This window comes from Collinsella sp. CLA-ER-H5, from assembly GCF_040092375.1.
GTDB lineage: Bacteria > Actinomycetota > Coriobacteriia > Coriobacteriales > Coriobacteriaceae > Collinsella.
In genome coordinates this window covers 53,886-73,738 of sequence record NZ_JBBNLR010000007.1, presented here as the reverse complement: position 1 = coordinate 73,738, position 19,853 = coordinate 53,886, and the positions used below count along the sequence as shown (strand labels likewise).

Here is a 19,853-nt window from a genome sequence, read left to right as displayed (position 1 = left end):
GCCGTTTCCTTGGTTGGTTAAAAGGTTTGTTAAGGAGTTATATGTCGGAAAATATTGAGCAGCCGTTGCCGTCCACGTTTGAGGAGTTCAACGAGCAACGCAAGGCGGCGTTTATTCGCGTCAAGGATTATAAGCAGGCGGGTAATCGCCTGGTCGGTTTTCTGTGCAGCTACACGCCGCTCGAGATTATCGATGCCGCGGGGGCTGCGAGCGTGGCGCTGTGCGGCACGTCCGACGAGGTGATTCCCGAGGCCGAGAAGGTGCTGCCGGCAAACCTGTGCCCGCTCATCAAGTCTACGTATGGTTTTGCCTATTCGCAAAAGTGCCCGTTTACGTACTTTAGCGACATGATCATCGGTGAGACCACCTGCGACGGCAAGAAGAAGATGTACGAGCTGCTCAACGAGCTCAAGCGCACGCACATTCTGCATCTTCCGCAGGGCCGCGATCGAGCCTACGAGCGCGAGGGCTGGTACGAGGAGTGCCGTCTGCTCAAGGAGGAGCTCGAGAACTTCTACGGCATCGCGATTACCGACGATGATCTGCGCGCTGCCGTCCGTCGCCGCAACCGCTTGCGTGCGGCCCAGCTCGAGATGTTTGCGCTGCAGGCCAACCAGCCGGCGGCCATGAGCGGCGTCGACCTGATGAGCACCATGTTTGCCGGTACGTTTAGCTTTGATATCGAGGCCTATACGCAGCAGCTGGAGCAAAAGGTTGTCAAGCTGCGCGAGGCCTACGACGCGAGCGAGCGCCCGGTTGCGGCGGATGCCAAGCGCATTCTGATCACCGGCTGCCCGGTGGGCGGCGTGATCAACAAGATCGGTCGCACCATCGAGTCCAACGGTGGTGTGGTCGTGTGCATGGACGACTGCTCGGGCGAGCGCACGGCGGCCATGATGATCGACCCGGAGGCTCCCGACATCCTTCGCGCCATCGCCGACCGTTACCTGGATATCAACTGCTCGGTCATGACGCCCAACGACGGTCGTATGGAAAACACGCTGACCATGTGCGAGAAGTATCACGTCGATGGCGTAGTGGAGAGCGTGCTCCAGGCGTGCCACACCTTTAACGTGGAGAGTGCGCGCATGCAGGAGGCTGTCGAGGGTGCGGGCATTCCGTACATGAAGATCGAGACCGACTACAGCAACGGCGACATGGGACAGATCGAGACCCGCATCGCCGCCTTCATCGAAACCCTCTAGCTTCCTCAGGCACCGGATCTTGCTCCTCAAACCGTCGCTTGCGTACCCAATGTACGCTGCGCTCCTCTTTCGGGGCAATCTCCGGCACCTGAGAAACCTAGAGCTAAGGCGCCTGAACGCGCCGCTACCTTTGATGTTTAGATTGGGAGAGAGCCATGATAGGGATCGGGATCGATATCGGGTCTACGGCGGCTAAGGCTGCTGTGGTCGATGGAGGGGGTTCGGTGGCGTGGACGTGCGTGCAGCCAACCGGGTTCTCCTCGGTCGATGCTTCCGAGCGGCTGCGCGAGGCACTGGCAGCGGCGGGTTATGACGTGGCTGCCGACGACGTGCGCGTGGTCGCGACTGGCTACGGCCGTGTTGCCGTGCTCTATGCGCACAAGGTCGTGACCGAGATCACCTGTCACGGCACCGGTGCCGTGCGCCTGTTTGGCGATCACGGCACGGTGATTGACGTAGGCGGCCAGGACACCAAGGTCATTCAGCTTAAAAGTGGCCGCGTGGCCAAGTTCGCCATGAACGACAAGTGCGCCGCCGGCACGGGGCGCTTTTTGGAGATCATGGCCGACCGCCTAGGTATTTCCCAGCAACAGATGGCCGACCTGGCGCGTTCCGGCGAACCCACCAAGATCAGCAGCATGTGCACCGTGTTTGCCGAAAGCGAGGTCATCAGTCTGATCGGTCGCGGTGAGCCGCGCGAGAACATTGCGCGTGGCGTGATCGAGAGCGTGGTCTCGCGCGTGGCGACCATGGCCGGGCAGGCCGCGGGCGCCCCGTACTACCTGACCGGTGGCCTGTGCGAGAACGCCTTCGTGGTGGAGCGGTTGGGCGAGCTACTGAGGTCGCCGGTGACCACCTCGCCCCAGGCTCGCTTTGCCGGAGCGATCGGTGCGGCGATTCGCGCGCAGGCGCTCAATTAATGCATCCGCCGCAGGCTCGCATTCATGCGTATACTGGGAGAAAATGATTGACCGATGAGAGGAGGTATCGATGGCTGACGATCAGATTAAGCTCACGTCTATGACTGCCGCGAGCGGTTGAGCCGCTAAGTTGGCTCCTGGAGCCCTCGCCCAGGTCCTGGGCGACTTGCCAAATGTGCCCAACGACAATCTGCTCGTGGGGTTCGATACCTCCGACGATGCGAGTGTCTTCCGTGTTGGCGATAACTTAGGCCTCGTTCAGTCCATCGACTTCTTCCCGCCGATGGTCGACGACCCGTATCTGTTTGGCCAGATCGCTGCGGCCAACTCGCTGTCGGACATCTACGCCATGGGCGGGCGGCCGAGCCATGCCATGAACTTGCTGTGCATTCCGAGCTGCCTGGGCATCGAGGTCGCCGGCCAGATTCTGGCGGGCGGCGCCGACAAGTGCGTCGAGGCGGGTTGCTCCATCGCGGGCGGCCATACCATCAACGACGACGAGCCCAAGTACGGCCTGTCCGTGAGCGGCTTTGTCGCGCTCGGCCGCATGCTCGCCAACAGCGGTGCATGCGTGGGCGATGTCCTGCTGCTGACCAAGGCGGTTGGCTCGGGCATCATCACCACAGCCATCAAGGGCGAGCTCATCGAGCAGGACGAGGCCGCAGCCATGTTTGACTCGATGTGCACCCTTAACGAGGCGCCGATTCGTCTGGCCGAGGGACTTGAGCTTCACGGCTGCACCGATGTCACGGGCTTTGGCCTGATCGGGCACGCGTGCGAGATGGCCGAGGGCTCGGGCGTGCAGGTTGAGCTTGCGTCGGGAGCGGTACCGCTCTTTGACCAGGTGCTCGACATGGCGCGTCTGGGCATTATCCCCGCGGGCTCCTACCGCAACCAGGACTTCTTTGGCCCGCGTGTGGCTGCCGACGAGGACCTGGAGCCGGGTATGTTGGATGCGCTGTACGATCCGCAGACCTCGGGCGGCTTGCTCATCGCGGCGCCTGCTGCCGATGTGGATGAGCTTGCGCGCCGTCTGCATGCCGAAGGACGTATTGCCGCCGTCGTCGGTCGCGTGTGCGAGCCGGTGCCAGGCGGTCCTGCCGTCCACGTTGTTCGCTAGCCCGCACGTTTATGTAACTGTTTACCGTTCTCTAGAACGGTTCTTTCGAAAGGAAAAGCTATGTCTACCAAGATTGAAGTCAATGCCATGGGCGATGCCTGCCCGCTGCCCGTCGTTAAGACGCTCAAAGCCCTGAAGCAGCTCGATGGAGAGGGCGCCGTCGTGACCTCGGTCGACAACGAGACCGCCGTCAAGAACATCTCCAAGATGGCGCAGGAGAAGGGCTGCACGGCCTCGGTCGAGAAGGTTTCTGACGCCGAGTGGCACGTGACCGTGGCGACCTCTGGCGCCGTTGCCGTGGCTGATCCCGAGCAGGATGACGCTGCCTTTTGTGATGCCAGCGCCGGCAAGGGCAAGCTCGTCATTTCCGTCTACACCGACTGTATGGGCCGCGGCGACGACGAGCTGGGCCACAAGCTCATGAAGGCCTTCATCTTTGCCGTGACGCAGCAGGAGGAGCTGCCCGCGACCATGTTGTTCTACAACGGCGGCGCCAAGCTCACCGTCGAGGGCTCGCCGGTGCTCGACGACCTGAAGGGACTGGCCGAGCAGGGCGTCGAGATTCTCACCTGCGGTACCTGCCTCGATCACTATGGCATTAAAGACCAGCTTGCGGTGGGCGAGGTCACCAACATGTACGTGATCGTGGAGAAGATGGAGCAGGCCGTGCGCGTCGTGCGCCCGTAGCGTTTGGGCGGGATTGCCATGAGAGAAAAGCGCCCGGCGCTTGTCATCACGTTTCCTACCACGGCGGCCGCCATGGGGTGCGAGACCCTATGCGTCGAGCGCGGCCTTCCCGGGCGTACGATTCCCGTGCCCGGGGAGGTCGCTGCCGGCTGCGGCTTGGCGTGGAAGGCGCTGCCTTCGGATGAGGACCTGCTGCGCGGCGAGCTTGCCGCGGCGGGCGTCCCCACCGAGGGCTTTACGGTAATCGACATGTGGGAGGTCGTGCGATGATCTACCTGGATAACGCGGCGACGACCATGCATAAGCCGCAGACGGTGATCGATGCCGTGACGCAGGCGATGTGTTCGCTCGGCAATGCCGGGCGCGGGGCCACGTCGGGTGCCCTCGATGCCGCTCGTACGATTCATGCTTGCCGTGCCAAGCTTGCGCGCTTGCTGGGCTGCCCGAGGGCGGACCATGTTTGTTTTACGCCCAATTCTACGGCGGCGCTCAACACGGCGATTAACGGCGTGGTGCGTCCCGGCGACCGCGTGGTCATAACGGTGCTCGAGCACAACTCCGTGCTGCGTCCGCTCAACCGCCTGGCGGTAGAGCGGGGCGTGACCGTTGAGCATGCGGGCTGCGACGCGAACGGCGCGCTCGACTACGACGAGCTCGAGCGGCTGGTGACGCCTGGCACGCGTGCCGTGGTGGTGACGCACGCCTCCAATGTGACCGGCAACTCCGTTGATGTTGCACGTGTGGCGGCTGTGGCTCATGCGGCCGGTGCACTCGTGATCGTCGATGCCTCGCAGTCTGCCGGCACGGCGCATATCGATATGCAGGCCATGGGGCTCGACGTCGTGTGCTTTACCGGCCACAAGGGGCTCATGGGACCCCAAGGCACCGGCGGTCTGGCCGTGGCAGAGGGCATTGACGTGTCTCCGTGGGCCATGGGCGGCACGGGCGTGCACAGCTTCGACCCGCTGCAGCCGCTTGAGTGGCCCACGCGCCTTGAGGCCGGTACGCTCAACGGCCATGGCATCGCGGGCCTTTCCGCTGGTCTCGACTTTATCGAGGCCCAGGGTGGGGTCGAGGCGATTGCTTCCCACGAGCGTGCGCTCGCTGATCGCTTCCTTACCGGTGTGCGCGAGATTCCGGGGATTAAGCTCTACGGTGCGTTTGACCAACCCGCGCGCTCGGCGATCGTGTCGCTCAACGTGGGCGATATCGACTCTGCCGAGATCTCGGACGCGCTCATGCAAGGGTGGGGGATTGCGACGCGCCCCGGCGCCCATTGCGCCCCGCTCATGCACCGTGCGCTGGGGACCGAGCGCCAGGGCGTCGTCCGTTTCTCGTTTGGGTATTTCAACACGACCGAAGAAGTCGACACGGCTATCGATGCTCTGTGCGATTTAGCCTGCTAAAGCTGCTAGACCGTTTATACTTGCGGGATGGGTGTTTTTGCCCGTCCCGTTTTTGTTTCGACCCGAAAGGTGTGCATATGGCCTCATCCGCTCCGCGCGGTTTGCGCTCCGACCATGTTGTTACCGTCGGCATTGCGCTGTTCTCGATGCTCTTTGGCGCCGGCAACCTCATTATTCCGCCGCTGCTGGCGCTGCAGGCTGGTTCTGCCACGCCGGTCGCCATGCTCGGCTTTCTGATTGCCGCCATCGGCCTGCCCGTCATGGGTTTTATCGCCGTGGCACTTGCCGGAACGGCGCGCGAGCTTGCCGGCCGCGTGCATCCTAAGTTTGGCGAATTCTTCGTTGCGGCGGTCTATCTGGCCATCGGTCCGTGCCTGGCCATTCCGCGCACAAGCTCTACGGCGTTCGAAATGCTGGTGCCGCTGCTACCCGAGGGCGTTTCGCTCGGCACGGCACGTCTGGTGTTTGCCATCGGGTTCTTCGTCGTCGCGTTTGTGCTCACGCTGCGCCCGGGTGTCATCACGCGCGTGCTCGGCCGCATTACGGGCCCTGCGCTCATTGCGCTTATCGTGCTCGTTGTCGGCGCCGCCGTGATCTCGCCGCTAGGACCGGCTGCTGTCCCGCAAGCTCCCTATGATGCCGGTGCTGCCGTGCAGGGCTTTTTGACCGGCTACCAGACCATGGACCTGCTCGCGTCGCTCGCCTTTGGCATTATCATCGCCGAGACCATCCACGAGCTGGGCGTTACCGATGACAAGCGCGTGGCCTTCGAGATTTCGCGCTCCGGTGTGATCGCCGGCGTGCTCATGGCCATTATCTATTGCGGCTTGGCACTTGCCGGTATGCAGCTCGGCACCGTGATGCCCGACGCCACCAACGGCGCTGCAATCCTTGCCCGCTCTGCCTCCATGCACTTTGGCCTTGCCGGCACGATCGTGGTCTTCGCCATCTTCTTCCTCGCCTGCATGAACGTGTGCATCGGCCTCATCAGCTGCTGCTCGCGCTACTTCTGCGAGACGTATGTGGTTGAAGGGGGAGCGGAGGCTTCCGAGGAGGCCATGCGCCGCCCCTTCGCGATCCTCGCCTTTGTATTCGCGGCGTTTTCGTGCGTGCTCTCCAACGTGGGCCTCGATGTGATCCTTATGTTCTCGGTACCCATGCTCAACGCTTTGTATCCCGTCGCCATTGTGCTGGTGCTTATGGGCCTGGTGCACGGCTTTTGCGACGCTCATCCACAGGTGTGGGTGTGGGTCGGCGGCGTGGTTGCTGTGCAGAGTGTGATCACCTCGGTCCGCGATGCGTTCTTTGCGGGCGCGTGGCTGCCGTTCGATGCACTGCCGCTTGCGGACATTGGAGCCGCGTGGGCGCCGGTTGCCGTGGTTGCCTTTGTGATCGGTCTGCTCCATAGTCGTTTTGTCGCACATTCGAGGAGCTAAGGCATCAATGCTTGCACAGGCGGGGAGTCTCCCCTATAATTTCCTTCGCTTTGGGACACGCAAGGTTTAGACCTTAGCTGCTCAACACCTTCGGGACGTGGCGCAGTTTGGTAGCGCGCCTGCTTTGGGAGCAGGATGTCGCAGGTTCAAATCCTGTCGTCCCGACCATATCTTGCGGGCGTAGTTCAATGGTAGAACCCCAGCCTTCCAAGCTGATGACGCGGGTTCGATTCCCGTCGCCCGCTCCATAAGATAGATGAATGGCTCTGATTCCTTTTGGGACCAGAGCCATTTTCATATACATGCCGGGACCCCACATCCCCTTCTAAGTTGCGGTGAAATACGGACTGTTTTTCGGCTTTTATGGCCCATGTAGTCCGTATTTCACCGCAACTATTTGTAAGGTTGGATTTTGATGCCGTTGGGAGGGTCGTAGCGACCGTCTACCGAGAGTGGAAATATTTTTTGAAGCTCTGACCTGCGGCGTCAAGCTTTTGGTCAGCTTTTGGCAAGGCCTGCGGACGGAAGCATGCGATAGCGTAATGGTATTCTCTCCGCCGTGATGGTTATGGGGTTGGCCATGCTCGATAAAGGCAAACATTTTCCGCAGTCATATGCAAGGATGCTATTCTCGGCCGTTGGAATTCATCAAGATGGACAGCTGCTTATAACAATTGATCCTTGGGATGAACGCCGTGCGCGTGAGCTTATGCAGGAAGAGCTCATGCTTCGTCTTTACAACCACGTGTATGCGGATCCGGTCTATTGGAATAATCTTGGGGTTGAAGATCGCATCTTTCAGCTGGCATCCGCTATTGCGGTCGTTGAACCGGATGCTGTGTTTTGCGGATCGACAGCAGCGCTGCTCTACGGCATCGGCTCGGCGTATACGCTTCTGGATAAAGTGCAAGTACTGCTGCCACGGTCTACAAGGCGTGATACGTATGAGTTCGTTGAATACAAACGCTGGCGGGCGGGCGAAGTGTGGCGGCTAGGTCTGTTTACACTGACGGATCCATGTCGAACGGTTGTTGATATCGCCCGAACGAGCGCCTTTCGCTATGCGCTGGGCTATGTCGATGGCTTGGCCCGTGAGTACGATGTCGAACGCGAAGAGCTGCGAGCATATGCGCAGGCAAATTGCCGAGGGTTGCATGGCATCGCGCGTGCTTTTGACGTTTTTGAGTATATGGACGGCAGGTCAGACAATGGCGGCGAGTCTGAGGCGAGAGCAGCGATGATTCTCGCTGGGGTTGTCGCGCCCGAGCTTCAAGTTGAGATAACGCGACCGGGAAACGCTGGCTATTATCTAGCAGATTATGGCTGGCAGATGTCAGACGGCTCATGGACGCTGGCAGAGCTGCATGGGCTAGGCAAGTTTGAAGACGAGGCTCAAAATGATCCCGAGCAGGCGGCGGCAAAAACGTATCGAGCGGCCCTCATGCGCGACGCGAACCTTCGCGCCATGGGCCACAACATCATTCATTTCAAACTCTCGGACACCTACGACGTAGAATCGTTCGGTGCCATGATGCGCGGTTACGGCATTCCGACAACAAAACCCTACGCCGAATCCCGATAGCGAAATCGTTCGCGGTCCACCTTCAATAAGTTGCGGTGAAATGCGGACTGTTGAGGCCTTTAAAGGCATAAATCAGTCTGTATTTCACCGCAACTTAGGTGGGGATGGGTTTATCTGCGGGGGCGGTGGCGGAGTTTGTCGATGGTGGAGTCGGTGCTTCGGCTGCGGGCTTCGGCGGCGCGGTCGCGAGCGTCGGCCGCGGTTTGGCGCTTGCGGCGGTAATCGATCATGCCTTGGATGATGGGCTTGCCAAAGCTCACGACATCATCGTTGTAGATGGCGGTTCGGGCTGCGAGGAGGCAGTCGGTAAAGTCCATATGGGTCTTGCCAAAGAGTTTGACGGCAAGGGCGACAACGGTGGGCTCGTCGACCATGACGTCATCGAGCAGCCTTTTCATGGCCGCAGTAATCTCAACGCGGGGAACCTTATAGACGTCGCGCAGCGTGACCACGACGCGCGTGATGATTTCGGGGTAGACGCGAGCGGTGCGCGTGGCGATGACCTTGGCGGCGCGCGGTGACAGAACCTCGTCGTCGTCAAGCAGGTAGCGCAGGATGACGGTCTCGTCGATGATGGTGCTACTCATGGATATCTACTTCCTCGGGACCCAAAATCGAATCGTCGCTTTCTGTGGCAAGGTACTCAATCCAGGCATTGCGCTCTTCGGAGCGGCGATTGGGGTCCCCATATGCTTTGAGCGATCCATAGGCGGCCGTGCCGTCCTTGGAACGCACGGCGACCGGCTGAAAGGGGAGCTTGCGCATCAAAATGCTCTGCGCGACAAATAGACGGACAGCCTCGGCGAGCGATGTGCCCATGGCGTCGTAGAGATGCTCGGCATGCTGCTTGTCTTCCTCGCGAATGCGCACCTGCAGGATGGCTCTTTTTTGAGTCGATGACATCACTGGCCCCCTTAATGAGCGTGCAATATAGTCGGTCAAATGCGGCATGTGCCGATACTTGAGCATCTTATAACGATTACTTTATTTCACTCAAGTTGATAACCATAAACACGAATACAAGCGTAGTACATCCAAAACGAGAGCGCGTAAAAATCTCTGAGGCGTACGCATGTAATACACTCACCTTTATAGCTATCCGAGAATAGTTCCAACCTGCCAAAACCCCTGCAATACACCCGTATTGCAGGGCCTATGCTCAAGTTTGCCACCTGCAACTGCGTATATTTAACCTGTATATCGTTGGAGGAATTCTATCGAAGTGCCTGTTTCGCCGCATGCACTCGATACGCCGATGCCGGGCCACGGGCGGTCCGGGGCAACGTCGACAGGGTCTCTCTGGCATGGGATTCAGGAGGGAGTGAACAACATGGGCAATAAACGAGTCGTAGCCGATTCCTCACGCTGCATTGGGTGCCAAACCTGTATGGCGGCGTGCATCGAGGCACACGATATTCCCGGCAACATCGCCGCGCCGCGCTTGCGCGTGACGCGTACGTACGAGATCTCCGCACCGGTGGCTTGCCATCACTGCGAGGATGCCCCGTGCGCCAAGGCCTGCCCCACGGGCGCCTTGTTCTTTGATCCAAAGAACCATCGCATCGGTGTTAACGAGGACAACTGCATCGGCTGCAAGAGCTGCGTCATGGCCTGCCCCTTTGGCGCCGTGAGCGTGGCGACCACGCAGGTCCCCGTCTTGATGGGCGACGTGCGCGTGGGTTCGCAGACTAAGAGCTTCGTGCTCAAGTGCGACCTGTGCGTGGACCGTCCCGGCGGTCCGGCGTGTGCCGAGGCGTGTCCGACCAAGGGCCTCACCCTGGTGGACGAGGAGCGTCTGGCAGAACTGACCGCCGAGCGTGCCCGCGCCACCATCGAAAACGAGGCGTAGGCGGGTGGCCATACAGGCCCAACGATTGTCAAATACGTACCGATTAATCGGTAGCAGAGAAAGGAAGGAGGGTGTCATGGAGAAGCATAAAGTGATCTGCCCGTATTGCGGCGCCGGTTGCCAGTTTAACCTCCTGGTCCAAAACGGCCAGGTCGTGGGTACCGAACCGCTTAACGGCATCACCAACCAGGGCGAGCTGTGCCTTAAGGGCATGAGCGGCTACGACTTCATCAACGACACCAAGATCTTGACTCCTCGCGTACTGCACCCGATGATCCGCCGCACCAAGGGCGCGGATCTTGAGCGCGTAAGCTGGGACGAGGCACTGGATTTCACCGCATCTAAGATGCAGGCCATAATTGACGAATATGGTCCTAACGCTGTCATGACCACCGGCTCTTCGCGAGGCGGCGGCAATGAGGCGAACTACGTCATGCAGAAGTTTACGCGTGCGTGCATCGGCACCCACAGCGTAGACAACTGCGCCCGTACTTGACACGGCCCTACTGTCCTCGGTCTGATGGACACGGTTGGTTCAGGTTGCATGTCATGCTCCATCCCCGGTATGGAGGATGCGGGCTGCATTTTCCTCTTCGGCTATAACCCTGCCGATTCGCACCCCATCGTCGCAAGGCGTATCGTGCGAGCCAAAGAAAAGGGTTGCAAGATCATTGTCGCCGACCCGCGCCATATCGAAACCGCGCGTATCGCCGATCTCTACCTTCCGATCAAGAACGGTTGCAATGTTGCGTTCCTCAACGCCTTTGCCAACTGTCTGGTCAACGATGGCCTCTACGACAAGGAATTCGTCGCCGAGCACACGAACGGCTTTGACGAGTGGTGGGAGACCATCAAGAACTACACTCCCGAATCCGTACAGGACATCACGGGTGTCGATCCCGCGCTGATCCACCAAGCTGCCGAGATGTACGCCACGGCGAAGCCTTCTGCCATCATTGGCTGGGGCATGGGCGTATGCCAGCAGAAGCAGAACCTGAAGACGGTGCACACCATCGCCTCCATCGCCTGCGTTGCCGGCCAGATCGGCAAACCCAACTCCGGCCTCGCGCCCGTGCGCGGCCAGAACAACGTCCAGGGCTCCTGCGATATGGGCATGCTGCCCAACCTGTACCCTGGCTACCAGAAAGTCACCGACCCCGCCGCTCGCGCCAAGTTTGCCAAGGCTTGGGGCGTGCCCGAGGAAAAGCTCCCGCTCGAGGAGGGCTACAAGCTCACCGACCTGGGCCACCTGGTCGACGAGGGCAAGGTGCACTGCTTCTACAACTACGGCGAGGACCCGGTGCAGACCGAGCCCGATTCGGCCGGTATGCGCAAGACGCTTTCCGAGCTGGATCTGTTCATTTGCCAGGACATCTTTATGACGCAGACGACCATGCTCGCCGACGTCATCCTGCCTGCCACCTCTTGGGGCGAGCACGAGGGTGTCTTTACCGCGTCCGACCGTAGCTTCCAGCACTTTGACGCGGCCGTTCCGCCCAAGGGCGAGTGCCGTCACGACTGGGAGATCTTCGCGGACCTGTCCACGCGCATGGGCTATCCCATGCACTACGACAACACCGAGCAGATCTGGAACGAGTGCATTAGCCTGTGCCCCAACTTTGTGGGCGCGACCTACGAGAAGATGGCTCCCGAGGGCGGTTACGCCCAGTGGCCGGTCAAGAGCACCGATGTGAACGACCACGGCACGGCCGACATGTTCGCTGGTGGCAAGTTCACCACCAAGGACGGCCGCGCCAACCTGATGGCGCACGACTGGGAGGCGCCCTCCGAGCTTCCCGACGATGAGTACCCGCTCATCCTGTGCACCGTCCGCGAGGTCGGCCACTACAGCTGCCGCTCGATGACCGGCAACTGCAAGACGCTGGCGCTGCTTGCCGACGAGCCCGGCTTTGTCCGCATGAATCCCGCGGACGCCCAGGCGCGCGGCATCAAGAACGGCGACATCGTCTCGATTCACAGCCGCCGCGGCCAGGTATACAGCCGCGCCGACGTGAGCGACCGTATCAACAAGGGCACGGTCTATATGACCTACCAGTGGTGGATCGGCAAGTGCAACGAGCTGACCATGCACAAGGTCGACCCGGTCTCGCACACGCCCGAGGACAAGTTCTCCGCCTGCCAGGTCGATCCAATCGCCGACCAGGTCTGGGCCGAGGACGAAGTCGAGCGTCAGTACACCGAGCTCAAGCAGGCTCTGGTGGACGCCGCCGCTCCCCAGGATGTTGAGCCCGGCGCCGCCAAGTTCGACGACGAGACGCACGTGAATCAAATCGTGTAGTCCCGTTCTCGTTGGCTTTTTGGGCCGGGCGTCCCGTACGTTCGGGAGCCCGGCCCGTTATTTTGAAAGGAAGTGGGGATGAACCGCTTCATCGACATCAACCCGGAGAGGTGCATCGGCTGCGGAACATGCCAGTCCGCCTGTGCCGACGCCCACCGGATGCAGGGTCTTCAGGATACGCCGCGCCTGGCGCTCGTGAAGACCGGCGGTATTTCGGCCGCCCTTGCCTGCCACCATTGCGAGGGTGCCCCCTGCGCCGAGGTTTGCCCGGTGAATGCCATCGAGCACGATGGCGATCGCATCCACGTCAAGGAGCAGGAGTGCATCGGGTGCAGGCTGTGCGCCATCGCGTGCCCCTTCGGAGCCATCCATCCCGATGGCACGTCTATCGCCGGTGTCGCAGGCATGTGCGACCCGACGCCTTCGTATCCTAAGTCCCTGAGCAGCCTGCTTACGTGGGCTCCCGGCCAGTACACCTGCGCTGTCAAGTGCGATCTGTGCGCCTTCGATCCGGACGGCCCGCATTGTGTGGCGGCGTGCCCCACCAAGGCGCTGACCGTCATGGGCGGCGCGGCCGATCGCGAGCTCGACGAGGCCAAGCGCCTGCGCTCGATCGAAAACGGCCCGACTGTCGACGTTACCGCCGTGGCCCAGGGCCTGTCCGAGAAAGCAGAAGGGAGCGTAAACAATGGATAGCATGACGCTGTTTATCGCATCGCTTGCCGTCTCGTGCATCGGTGCGCTCGCCTCGGTTCTGCTGATCAAGGCCGATAATGCCGCCAAGACCGCCGGCTGCCTTATCGGCGCCGTCGCCGCGGTGCTTTCGTTTGTGGCCGGTATCCAGGCCGTGCTGGGCGATGTCACGTCGGTCGACACCATCGTGTTCTTCCCGTTTGCCCATTTCCAGCTGCTGCTCAATCAGCTGTCCGGCCTGTTCGTGGCGCTCATCTCGGTGCTCGCGTTTGCCGGTTCGATCTACGGTCTCAACTACTTTGATGAGTACCCGGGCAAAAAGGGCCGCGCCGGCTTCTTCTTTAACACCTTCGTGGCATCCATGATGCTCGTCATCACCGCCGACAACGTGTTTTGGTTCCTGGTCGCCTTTGAGCTCATGTCGCTGACCTCGTACTTCCTGGTCGTGATTGAGGAGAACGAGAACTCCATCCATGGCGGTTGGCTCTACTTTGTGATCGCGCACGTGGGCTTTGTGCTCATCATGGCGAGCTTCCTCACCATGACCAACTTTGCCGGCGGCTCGTTTGCCTTTGCGGATTTCCGCGCCACGCAGTTTAGCCCCGCGGTCGCATCCGTGTGCTTCGTGCTCGCCTTCTTTGGCTTTGGTGCCAAGGCCGGTATCATCCCGCTGCACGGCTGGCTGCCCAAGGCGCATCCCGAGGCGCCGTCCAACGTGTCGGCCCTTATGTCCGGCGGCATGATCAAGATCGGTATCTTCGGCATCCTCAAGGTTGGTCTCGACCTGCTCTCCGCCTCGGGCGTTCAGGTCTGGTGGGGCCTTATGGTTATGGTCTTCGGTGCGATCTCGTCGGTCCTCGGCGTGGCCTTCGCCCTGCAGGAGCATGACATCAAGCGCCTGCTGGCCTATCACTCCGTCGAGAACATCGGCATCATTCTGCTCGGCGTCGGCGCCTCCATGGCCGCATTGGCGCTCAACTCGGTCGGCATCGCCGTCCTGGCTCTGATGGCCGCCCTCTACCACACGTTTAACCACGCGATGTTTAAGGGCGAGCTGTTCTTGGGCGCCGGTGCGCTGCTGTACTCCACGGGTACGCGTAATATGGAGAAGATGGGCGGCCTGTTCCGTCGTATGCCGGCAACGGCCATCTGCTTCCTCGTTGGCGCACTTGCCATCTCGGCCATCCCGCCCTTCAACGGCTTTGTGTCCGAGTGGTTTACCTACCAGTCGCTCTTTAACGCCGCCATGCAGGGCGACAAGGCCGTCATGATCGTGGCCGTGTTCGCTGCCGTCGCGCTTGCCATTACCGGCGCTCTTGCCGTCACGTGCTTCGTCAAGGCCTATGGCGTCTCCTTTGCCTCCGCGCCCCGCTCCGAGGCCGCGGCCAATGCCAAGGAGGTTCCCGCCCCTATGGTGTTTGCGCAGGGGCTGCTCGCGGCCATCTGCGTCGTGCTGGGCATTGGCGCTCCCGTGATCGCGCCCGTGCTGGTCGATGTCGCCGCGTCCGTGCTGCATCCGTACGGTGGCGTGTTTGCCGCCGAGGGCATGGAGCTCATGAACCAGTACTCCGGCGCTGCCACCTCCACGCCCGCGATCGCCATTGCGCTCGTGGTGCTCATCGGCCTTGCCTGCGGCTATCGCAAGCTCAAGACCGTCGGCAAGGTGCAGAAGTCCCAGCCGTGGGCATGCGGCTATGCTCCCAACGAGCATATGCCCGTCGTGGCCACGACCTTTGCCTCCGAGGTGTCCTGGTTTATGCAGCCGCTCTACACGCTGCGCGACCGCTGCACGGCCGTCTGCTGGTCCATCGCGCACTTCTTCCAGAAGCTCACCGGTGTGGCCGAGGCTGTGGAGCCCGTACCCGACAAGGTTCTCGTCGATGCCCCGCATAAGGGTGTCGAGAAGCTCGCCGACCTCGCGACTAAGCTCGAGGGCGGCAACTACAGCATCTATATCTGCTACATCGTCGCGGCACTCGTGGTGTTCCTCGTGCTCGCCGTGCAAATGGGTTAAGGAGGGGAGAGCATGAACAACATCGTACTTGCCGTTCTGCAGGGCGTGGTCGTTATGGCCGTCGCGCCGTTCTTCTCCGGTCTCGGTCGCGTGATCCGCGCCAAGATGCACAACCGTCGCGGCCCCAGCATCATGCAGGACTACCGCGACCTGGCCAAGCTCTTTGCGCGCCCCGAGTCCCAGAGCGAGGACGCGAGCTTTGCGCTGCGCATTATGCCGCCGCTGTTCTTCGCCGTTGCCTTTATGCTCGCGATGGGCTTGCCGCTCTTTACGACACAAAGCCCCATCCCGGTCTTTGGTGACGCCATCACCATCATGTACAGCCTGGCGCTCGCCCGCTTCTTCTTCGCCCTCTGCGGCGTGGATTCGTCTAACGCCTACGCCGGTATCGGCGGCGTCCGCGAGCTGCTCATGAGCGTGCTCATCGAGCCGTCCATGCTGTTGGCGCTGTTTGCCGCGGCCCTGGTGTGCGGCTCCACCGACATCGCCACCATGGGTCAGCACATCATGACGGGCGCCGTTGACGCGCCGGTCGCCGTGATCCTCGCCGGCATCGCCTTTGCGATCGCCTGCTATATGGAACTCGGCAAGCTGCCGTTTGATCAGGCCGAGGCCGAGCAGGAGCTTCAGGAAGGTCCGCTCGCCGAGCTTTCCGGCCCGTCGCTTGCGATGGCCAAGCTCGCCATGTCCATGAAGCAGGTCCTGGTCGTCGCTTGGTTCTGCGCGATCTTCGTCCCCTGGGGCGAGCCCGCGACCGTGGGCGCCACCGCCGTTCTGGGCGCGGTCATCTTCCTGGTGAAGTGCCTTATCGACTTTGTGGTCTGCGGCGTGATCGAGAACTCCTGCTCGCGCTCGCGCTTTAAGGTGCTCGGCAATCAGACCTGGGCCGTCGTGGGCATCGCCGTTCTGGCGTTTGTTTTCGTGGTCGTCGGCGTGTAGGAGAAGGGAGAAACAATGTCATTTGCAGTCAGTCTGTCCCTTCTCGGCTTGGTCGCTATCGCGGCCCCGATGGTGGCCTCGGTGCTCGTCGCCCTGTTCCCCCGTCCGTACGCCAAGTGGTTCAGCGTTTTGGGTGCCGCCGTCTCGACGGTCTGCACCATCGCCCTCGCCGCGAATTTCGCTGGCGCCGGCATGCCCGACACGCAGGTCCCCCTGATCTCGTTTGGGCAGACCCTCGTCATGGGATTCACCTTCGATCGCATGAGCACGCTGCTCGCGCCCGCCTTTGTGGGTATCGGCCTGCTTGTCGTGATCTATTCGATCCCCTATATGAGCGAGAATAACCGTGAGCATCCCGATGCGCCGCGTCGTCGCTTCTACGCGTACCTCGCGACCTTCATTGGTGCCATGGCTGGCCTCGTGTACAGCTCGACCCTTTTGGGCCAGCTCGTGTTCTTTGAGATCACGGGCGCGTGCTCTTGGGGCCTCATTAGCTACTACATGACGCCTACGGCCAAGAAGGCCGGTATGAAGGCCCTGATCATCACGCATATCGGTGCGCTCGGCCTGTATCTGGGTGCCGCCATCGTGTTTGCCCACACCGGCACCTTCGCCATTACCGCGATTACCGGCCTCGATGCCAAGCTCAAGGCTATCGTCCTTTTGCTCGTGCTGTTTGCGGCCTGGGCCAAGTCCGCACAGGTTCCCATGTACATGTGGCTGCCTTCGGCCATGGAGGCGCCGACGCCTGTTTCGGCCTACCTGCATGGCGCCTCGATGGTCAAGGTCGGCGTGTGCGTGTTCGCGCGTGCACTCGTCTCTGCCGGCGAGATTCCCGAGATCGTGGGCTGGGTCGCCATTATCGACGCCATGGTCACCATGCTCTTTGGTTTCCTTATGTACCTGCCGCAAAAGGACATGAAGCGCCTGCTGGCCTTCTCCACGATCGCCCAGCTCTCCTATGTGTTCTTTGGTCTGGGCCTTTCGGTCTTTGGTAGCCAGCTGGCCTTTGATGGCGCCGTGTGCCACATCTTTAACCACGCTTTCGCCAAGACTCTGTTCTTCCTGATCGCCGGTTCGTTCTCCTTTACGCTCGGCACGCGTATGCTGCCCAAGCTTCGCGGCATCGTAAAGAAGTACCCGATCTCGGGCGTGGGCTTCGGTGTCGCCGCGCTCGCCATTGCCGGCGTGCCGCCCATGAACACGTTCTTCTCGAAGTTCCAGATCATCGCCGGCGGCTTTTCTGTGGGTGCCGGCAACGTCGCGATCCTGGTGCTCGTGTGCATCATGGTTGCCGAGACCGTCGCCACCTTTGCCTGGTTCCTTAAGTGGATGGGCTATTGCCTGCCCGGCGAGCCGAGCGAAGAGGTCGCTGCGGGAGCCCCGCTTCCCCGCGCGATGGCGTTCGTGTTCATCATGCTCATCATCATGGTCATCGTCAGCGGCCCGCTTTCGGCCAGCTGGATCGGTTAGGAGGTAGAACGACATGGGATATTCGATCGTCAACATCCTTGGCGGCCTTCTGATCGTCACGTCCACCATGGTGGTCGTCTCCAAGAACATCAAGCACGCCATCCGCTGGTATGCGGTGCAGTCGCTGGTGCTCGTGGGACTGCTCGCCACGCTCGGTGTCACCACCGGTGCGCTGGAACTGCTTATGTGGGCCGGATCTGCCTTTATCACCAAGGTCGTCCTGGTCCCTTATATCCTCAGCCGCGCATATAAGAAGATGGGCGAGCCGAGCGACGCATCGCTCAAGGCCGGTCTTAAGCCCGCGTGGGCCATTTGCATCATCGCCGTCGAGGTCGCGATTTGCTTTGCCGTCGTGACGCAGATCAGCCTGCCCACGGCCGAGGTCGCAACGCCTGCGCTCGCTATTAGCTTCGCTCACTTCTTTGTGGGCCTCACCTGCATCATTTCGCAGCGCAACATCATGAAGCAGATCTTTGGATACTGCCTTATGGAAAACGGCAGCCATGTGACACTCGCGCTTTTGGCCCCCACCGCTCCCGAGATCATCGAGATCGGTATCGCCACCGACGCCATCTTTGCCGTCATCATCATGTCCATCGTCGTGCGTCGCATTTGGGACGACTCCCACTCGCTCGATGCGCGCGACCTGTCCGAGCTGAGGGGGTAGTCCATGGAAACGTTGATTCTCGCCCTGCTCGCGACTCCTTTGGTGTTCTCGCTGGTCATGGCATTTTTGCCCAAGAACACGTCCTATAACGTGTTTGCCGGTCTCAACCTGGTCTCCGTCGCAGCCGTCTTGGTGCTGTCGATTATGACGGCCGGTGACGTCCTTATGAGCGGCGACACCGCGAGCGCTCTTGGCCTGTGGTTTCACCTCGATTCGCTGGGCGCCATCTTTGTGCTGCTCATCGGCTTTATCGGTTTTCTTACGGGGCTGTTCTCGCTGCCCTATGTAAAGGCCGATATCGAGGAGGGCTCCATGCCCGCCGAGCGCGCCAAGCAGTATTTTGCGCTGTTTAGCCTGTTCGTGTTCACTATGCTGCTCGCGTGTCTGTCCAACAACATGATCCTCACGTGGGCCGCCGTGGAGGCAACCACGCTTTCCACCGTGTTCCTCGTGGGTATCTACAAGAACAAGACGGCCCTCGAGGCTTCTTGGAAGTATGCGATGGTCTGCACCGCCGGCGTGGCCTTTGGCCTGTTCGGTACGCTGCTGATCTACGCCAACGCCGCCGACGTGATTCCCAACGCTCACGAGGCCGCGTTCCTGTCGTGCGTGCTGCCGTATGCCGACCAGTTCGACCCGACGCTCATGCGCCTCGCCTTTGCGTTTATCGTGATCGGCTTTGGCACCAAGGCCGGCCTGTTCCCCATGCACACTTGGCTGCCCGATGCCCACTCCCAGGCCCCGAGCCCTGTCTCGGCCCTACTCTCGGGCGTGCTGCTTAAGTGCGCCATGCTTGTGATCATGCGCTTCTACGGCTTTACCATCCAGGCCGTGGGCGCCGAGTATCCGCAACTTTTGCTGCTGATCGTCGGCACGCTGTCCATTTTGGTGGCGGCACTTTCGATGTTCCGCCAGGACGACCTCAAGCGCCGCTTTGCGTACTCGTCTGTGGAGAACGTGGGCGTTATCGCCCTGTGCCTGGGTATCGGTGGCCCGCTGGGTATCGCCGCGGCCCTGCTGCACTGCGTGTTCCACGGCTTTACCAAGACGCTTGCCTTCTGCGTGTCCGGCAACATTCAGCACGCCTTTGGCACGCGTAGCCTGGCTAAGATCCAGGGTGTCGTCGAGGTTGCCCCCGCAACCGCCGCGCTCGCCGTCCTGGCGCTGCTCGGTCTTGGTGCCTTCCCGCCCTTTGGCATGTTTATCTCCGAGTTCCTGACTTTTGTCGCCGGTGTTACCGCCGGTCCCATGTGGCTGGTCGTCGTGGTCGCCCTCGGTCTTACCGTGGCCATCTCCGCGCTCACCCGCATCGCACTCAAGTCGGTATTCGGCCATGCGCCCCAGGGCATGGATAAGCATGAGGCCCCGGCGCTCATGCTTATCCCCGAAATCATCCTGGCTGTCATGATCTTGTGGTTTGGCATCGCCACCCCGCTGCCTCTCGTGCACGGTGTGGAGACCGCGACCGGCATTGTGCTCGAGCAGAGCACCGAGGAACTTCACGCGACGCCGATGTACCGCGCTGTGTTCGGTACCGAGACCGCTCAGAGCGAGGTGGAGTAA

General features: G+C 61.1%; 18 protein-coding genes and 2 tRNA genes. 18 read left to right on the top strand and 2 right to left on the bottom strand.

The features are described 5' to 3' along the window. Positions 1–41: 41 nt before the first annotated feature. The 10 genes from AAAX31_RS04195 (at position 42) to AAAX31_RS04150 (ending at position 8,356) form a co-directional block, all read left to right on the top strand. Positions 42–1,205 (top strand): double-cubane-cluster-containing anaerobic reductase, encoded by a 1,164-nt coding sequence (locus AAAX31_RS04195; RefSeq protein ID WP_349076271.1) that lies wholly within the window; start codon positions 42–44, stop codon positions 1,203–1,205. A 155-nt stretch (positions 1,206–1,360) separates the two neighbouring features. Beyond that, complete coding sequence (locus AAAX31_RS04190) at positions 1,361–2,125, top strand: acyl-CoA dehydratase activase (protein WP_349076270.1); 765 nt, start codon at positions 1,361–1,363, stop codon at positions 2,123–2,125. 70 nt (positions 2,126–2,195) lie between these two features. After that, positions 2,196–3,245, top strand: coding sequence for a selenide, water dikinase SelD (gene selD / locus AAAX31_RS04185; protein WP_349076269.1), 1,050 nt, complete (start codon positions 2,196–2,198; stop codon positions 3,243–3,245). Positions 3,246–3,305: 60 nt separating this feature from the next. Next, positions 3,306–3,932 carry a sulfurtransferase-like selenium metabolism protein YedF gene (yedF, locus tag AAAX31_RS04180; RefSeq protein ID WP_349076267.1) on the top strand — a complete coding sequence of 209 codons (627 nt, stop codon included), beginning with the start codon at positions 3,306–3,308 and terminating at the stop codon, positions 3,930–3,932. Positions 3,933–3,950: 18 nt separating this feature from the next. Further along, the gene (locus tag AAAX31_RS04175; protein WP_195239643.1) at positions 3,951–4,202 is read left to right on the top strand and encodes a DUF3343 domain-containing protein; all 252 of its coding nucleotides are present in this window, start codon (positions 3,951–3,953) and stop codon (positions 4,200–4,202) included. Next, positions 4,199–5,338, top strand: coding sequence for an aminotransferase class V-fold PLP-dependent enzyme (locus AAAX31_RS04170; protein WP_349076265.1), 1,140 nt, complete (start codon positions 4,199–4,201; stop codon positions 5,336–5,338). The genes AAAX31_RS04175 and AAAX31_RS04170 overlap by 4 nt, the downstream gene beginning before the upstream one ends. Before the next feature lie 77 nt (positions 5,339–5,415). Continuing rightward, positions 5,416–6,774, top strand: a complete 1,359-nt coding sequence (gene brnQ / locus AAAX31_RS04165; RefSeq protein ID WP_346982238.1) for a branched-chain amino acid transport system II carrier protein — start codon at positions 5,416–5,418, stop codon at positions 6,772–6,774. Between the two features lie 91 nt (positions 6,775–6,865). Beyond that, positions 6,866–6,942 (top strand) — tRNA-Pro (locus AAAX31_RS04160). Between the two features lie 6 nt (positions 6,943–6,948). Continuing rightward, positions 6,949–7,022 (top strand) — tRNA-Gly (locus tag AAAX31_RS04155). A gap of 332 nt (positions 7,023–7,354) precedes the next feature. After that, positions 7,355–8,356, top strand: coding sequence for a hypothetical protein (locus AAAX31_RS04150; protein WP_250787406.1), 1,002 nt, complete (start codon positions 7,355–7,357; stop codon positions 8,354–8,356). Positions 8,357–8,466: 110 nt separating this feature from the next. Here AAAX31_RS04150 and AAAX31_RS04145 read toward each other — a convergent pair whose 3' ends face one another. Next, a complete protein-coding gene (locus AAAX31_RS04145) occupies positions 8,467–8,943 on the bottom strand; it encodes a hypothetical protein (RefSeq protein ID WP_349076262.1) in 477 nt (158 codons plus the stop codon). Next, on the bottom strand, positions 8,936–9,259 hold the full coding sequence (locus tag AAAX31_RS04140) for a type II toxin-antitoxin system RelB/DinJ family antitoxin (RefSeq protein ID WP_158554596.1): 324 nt from the start codon (positions 9,257–9,259) through the stop codon (positions 8,936–8,938). The genes AAAX31_RS04145 and AAAX31_RS04140 overlap by 8 nt, the downstream gene beginning before the upstream one ends. Before the next feature lie 427 nt (positions 9,260–9,686). Between AAAX31_RS04140 and AAAX31_RS04135 the strand changes: the two genes are divergently transcribed. The 8 genes from AAAX31_RS04135 to AAAX31_RS04100 all read left to right on the top strand — a co-directional run bounded on the left by AAAX31_RS04135 (position 9,687) and on the right by AAAX31_RS04100 (position 19,853). Beyond that, entirely contained in the window at positions 9,687–10,205 is a 519-nt protein-coding gene (locus AAAX31_RS04135) for a 4Fe-4S dicluster domain-containing protein (RefSeq protein ID WP_022095206.1), read from the top strand. 76 nt (positions 10,206–10,281) lie between these two features. Further along, positions 10,282–12,504: a formate dehydrogenase subunit alpha gene (gene fdhF, locus AAAX31_RS04130; RefSeq protein ID WP_349076260.1), complete on the top strand. Its 2,223-nt coding sequence runs from the start codon at positions 10,282–10,284 to the stop codon at positions 12,502–12,504. 78 nt (positions 12,505–12,582) lie between these two features. Continuing rightward, positions 12,583–13,200, top strand: a complete 618-nt coding sequence (locus tag AAAX31_RS04125) for a 4Fe-4S dicluster domain-containing protein (protein ID WP_117564604.1) — start codon at positions 12,583–12,585, stop codon at positions 13,198–13,200. Then, positions 13,193–15,211 carry a hydrogenase 4 subunit B gene (gene hyfB, locus AAAX31_RS04120; protein ID WP_217107802.1) on the top strand — a complete coding sequence of 673 codons (2,019 nt, stop codon included), beginning with the start codon at positions 13,193–13,195 and terminating at the stop codon, positions 15,209–15,211. The genes AAAX31_RS04125 and hyfB overlap by 8 nt, the downstream gene beginning before the upstream one ends. Positions 15,212–15,223: 12 nt before the next feature. Then, positions 15,224–16,150, top strand: a complete 927-nt coding sequence (locus tag AAAX31_RS04115; protein WP_217107803.1) for an NADH-quinone oxidoreductase subunit H — start codon at positions 15,224–15,226, stop codon at positions 16,148–16,150. A 15-nt stretch (positions 16,151–16,165) separates the two neighbouring features. Continuing rightward, positions 16,166–17,623, top strand: a complete 1,458-nt coding sequence (locus AAAX31_RS04110; protein WP_217107804.1) for a hydrogenase 4 subunit D — start codon at positions 16,166–16,168, stop codon at positions 17,621–17,623. 13 nt (positions 17,624–17,636) lie between these two features. Further along, the gene (gene hyfE / locus AAAX31_RS04105) at positions 17,637–18,290 is read left to right on the top strand and encodes a hydrogenase 4 membrane subunit (protein WP_349076258.1); all 654 of its coding nucleotides are present in this window, start codon (positions 17,637–17,639) and stop codon (positions 18,288–18,290) included. Between the two features lie 3 nt (positions 18,291–18,293). Beyond that, on the top strand, positions 18,294–19,853 hold the full coding sequence (locus AAAX31_RS04100; protein WP_217107806.1) for a hydrogenase 4 subunit F: 1,560 nt from the start codon (positions 18,294–18,296) through the stop codon (positions 19,851–19,853).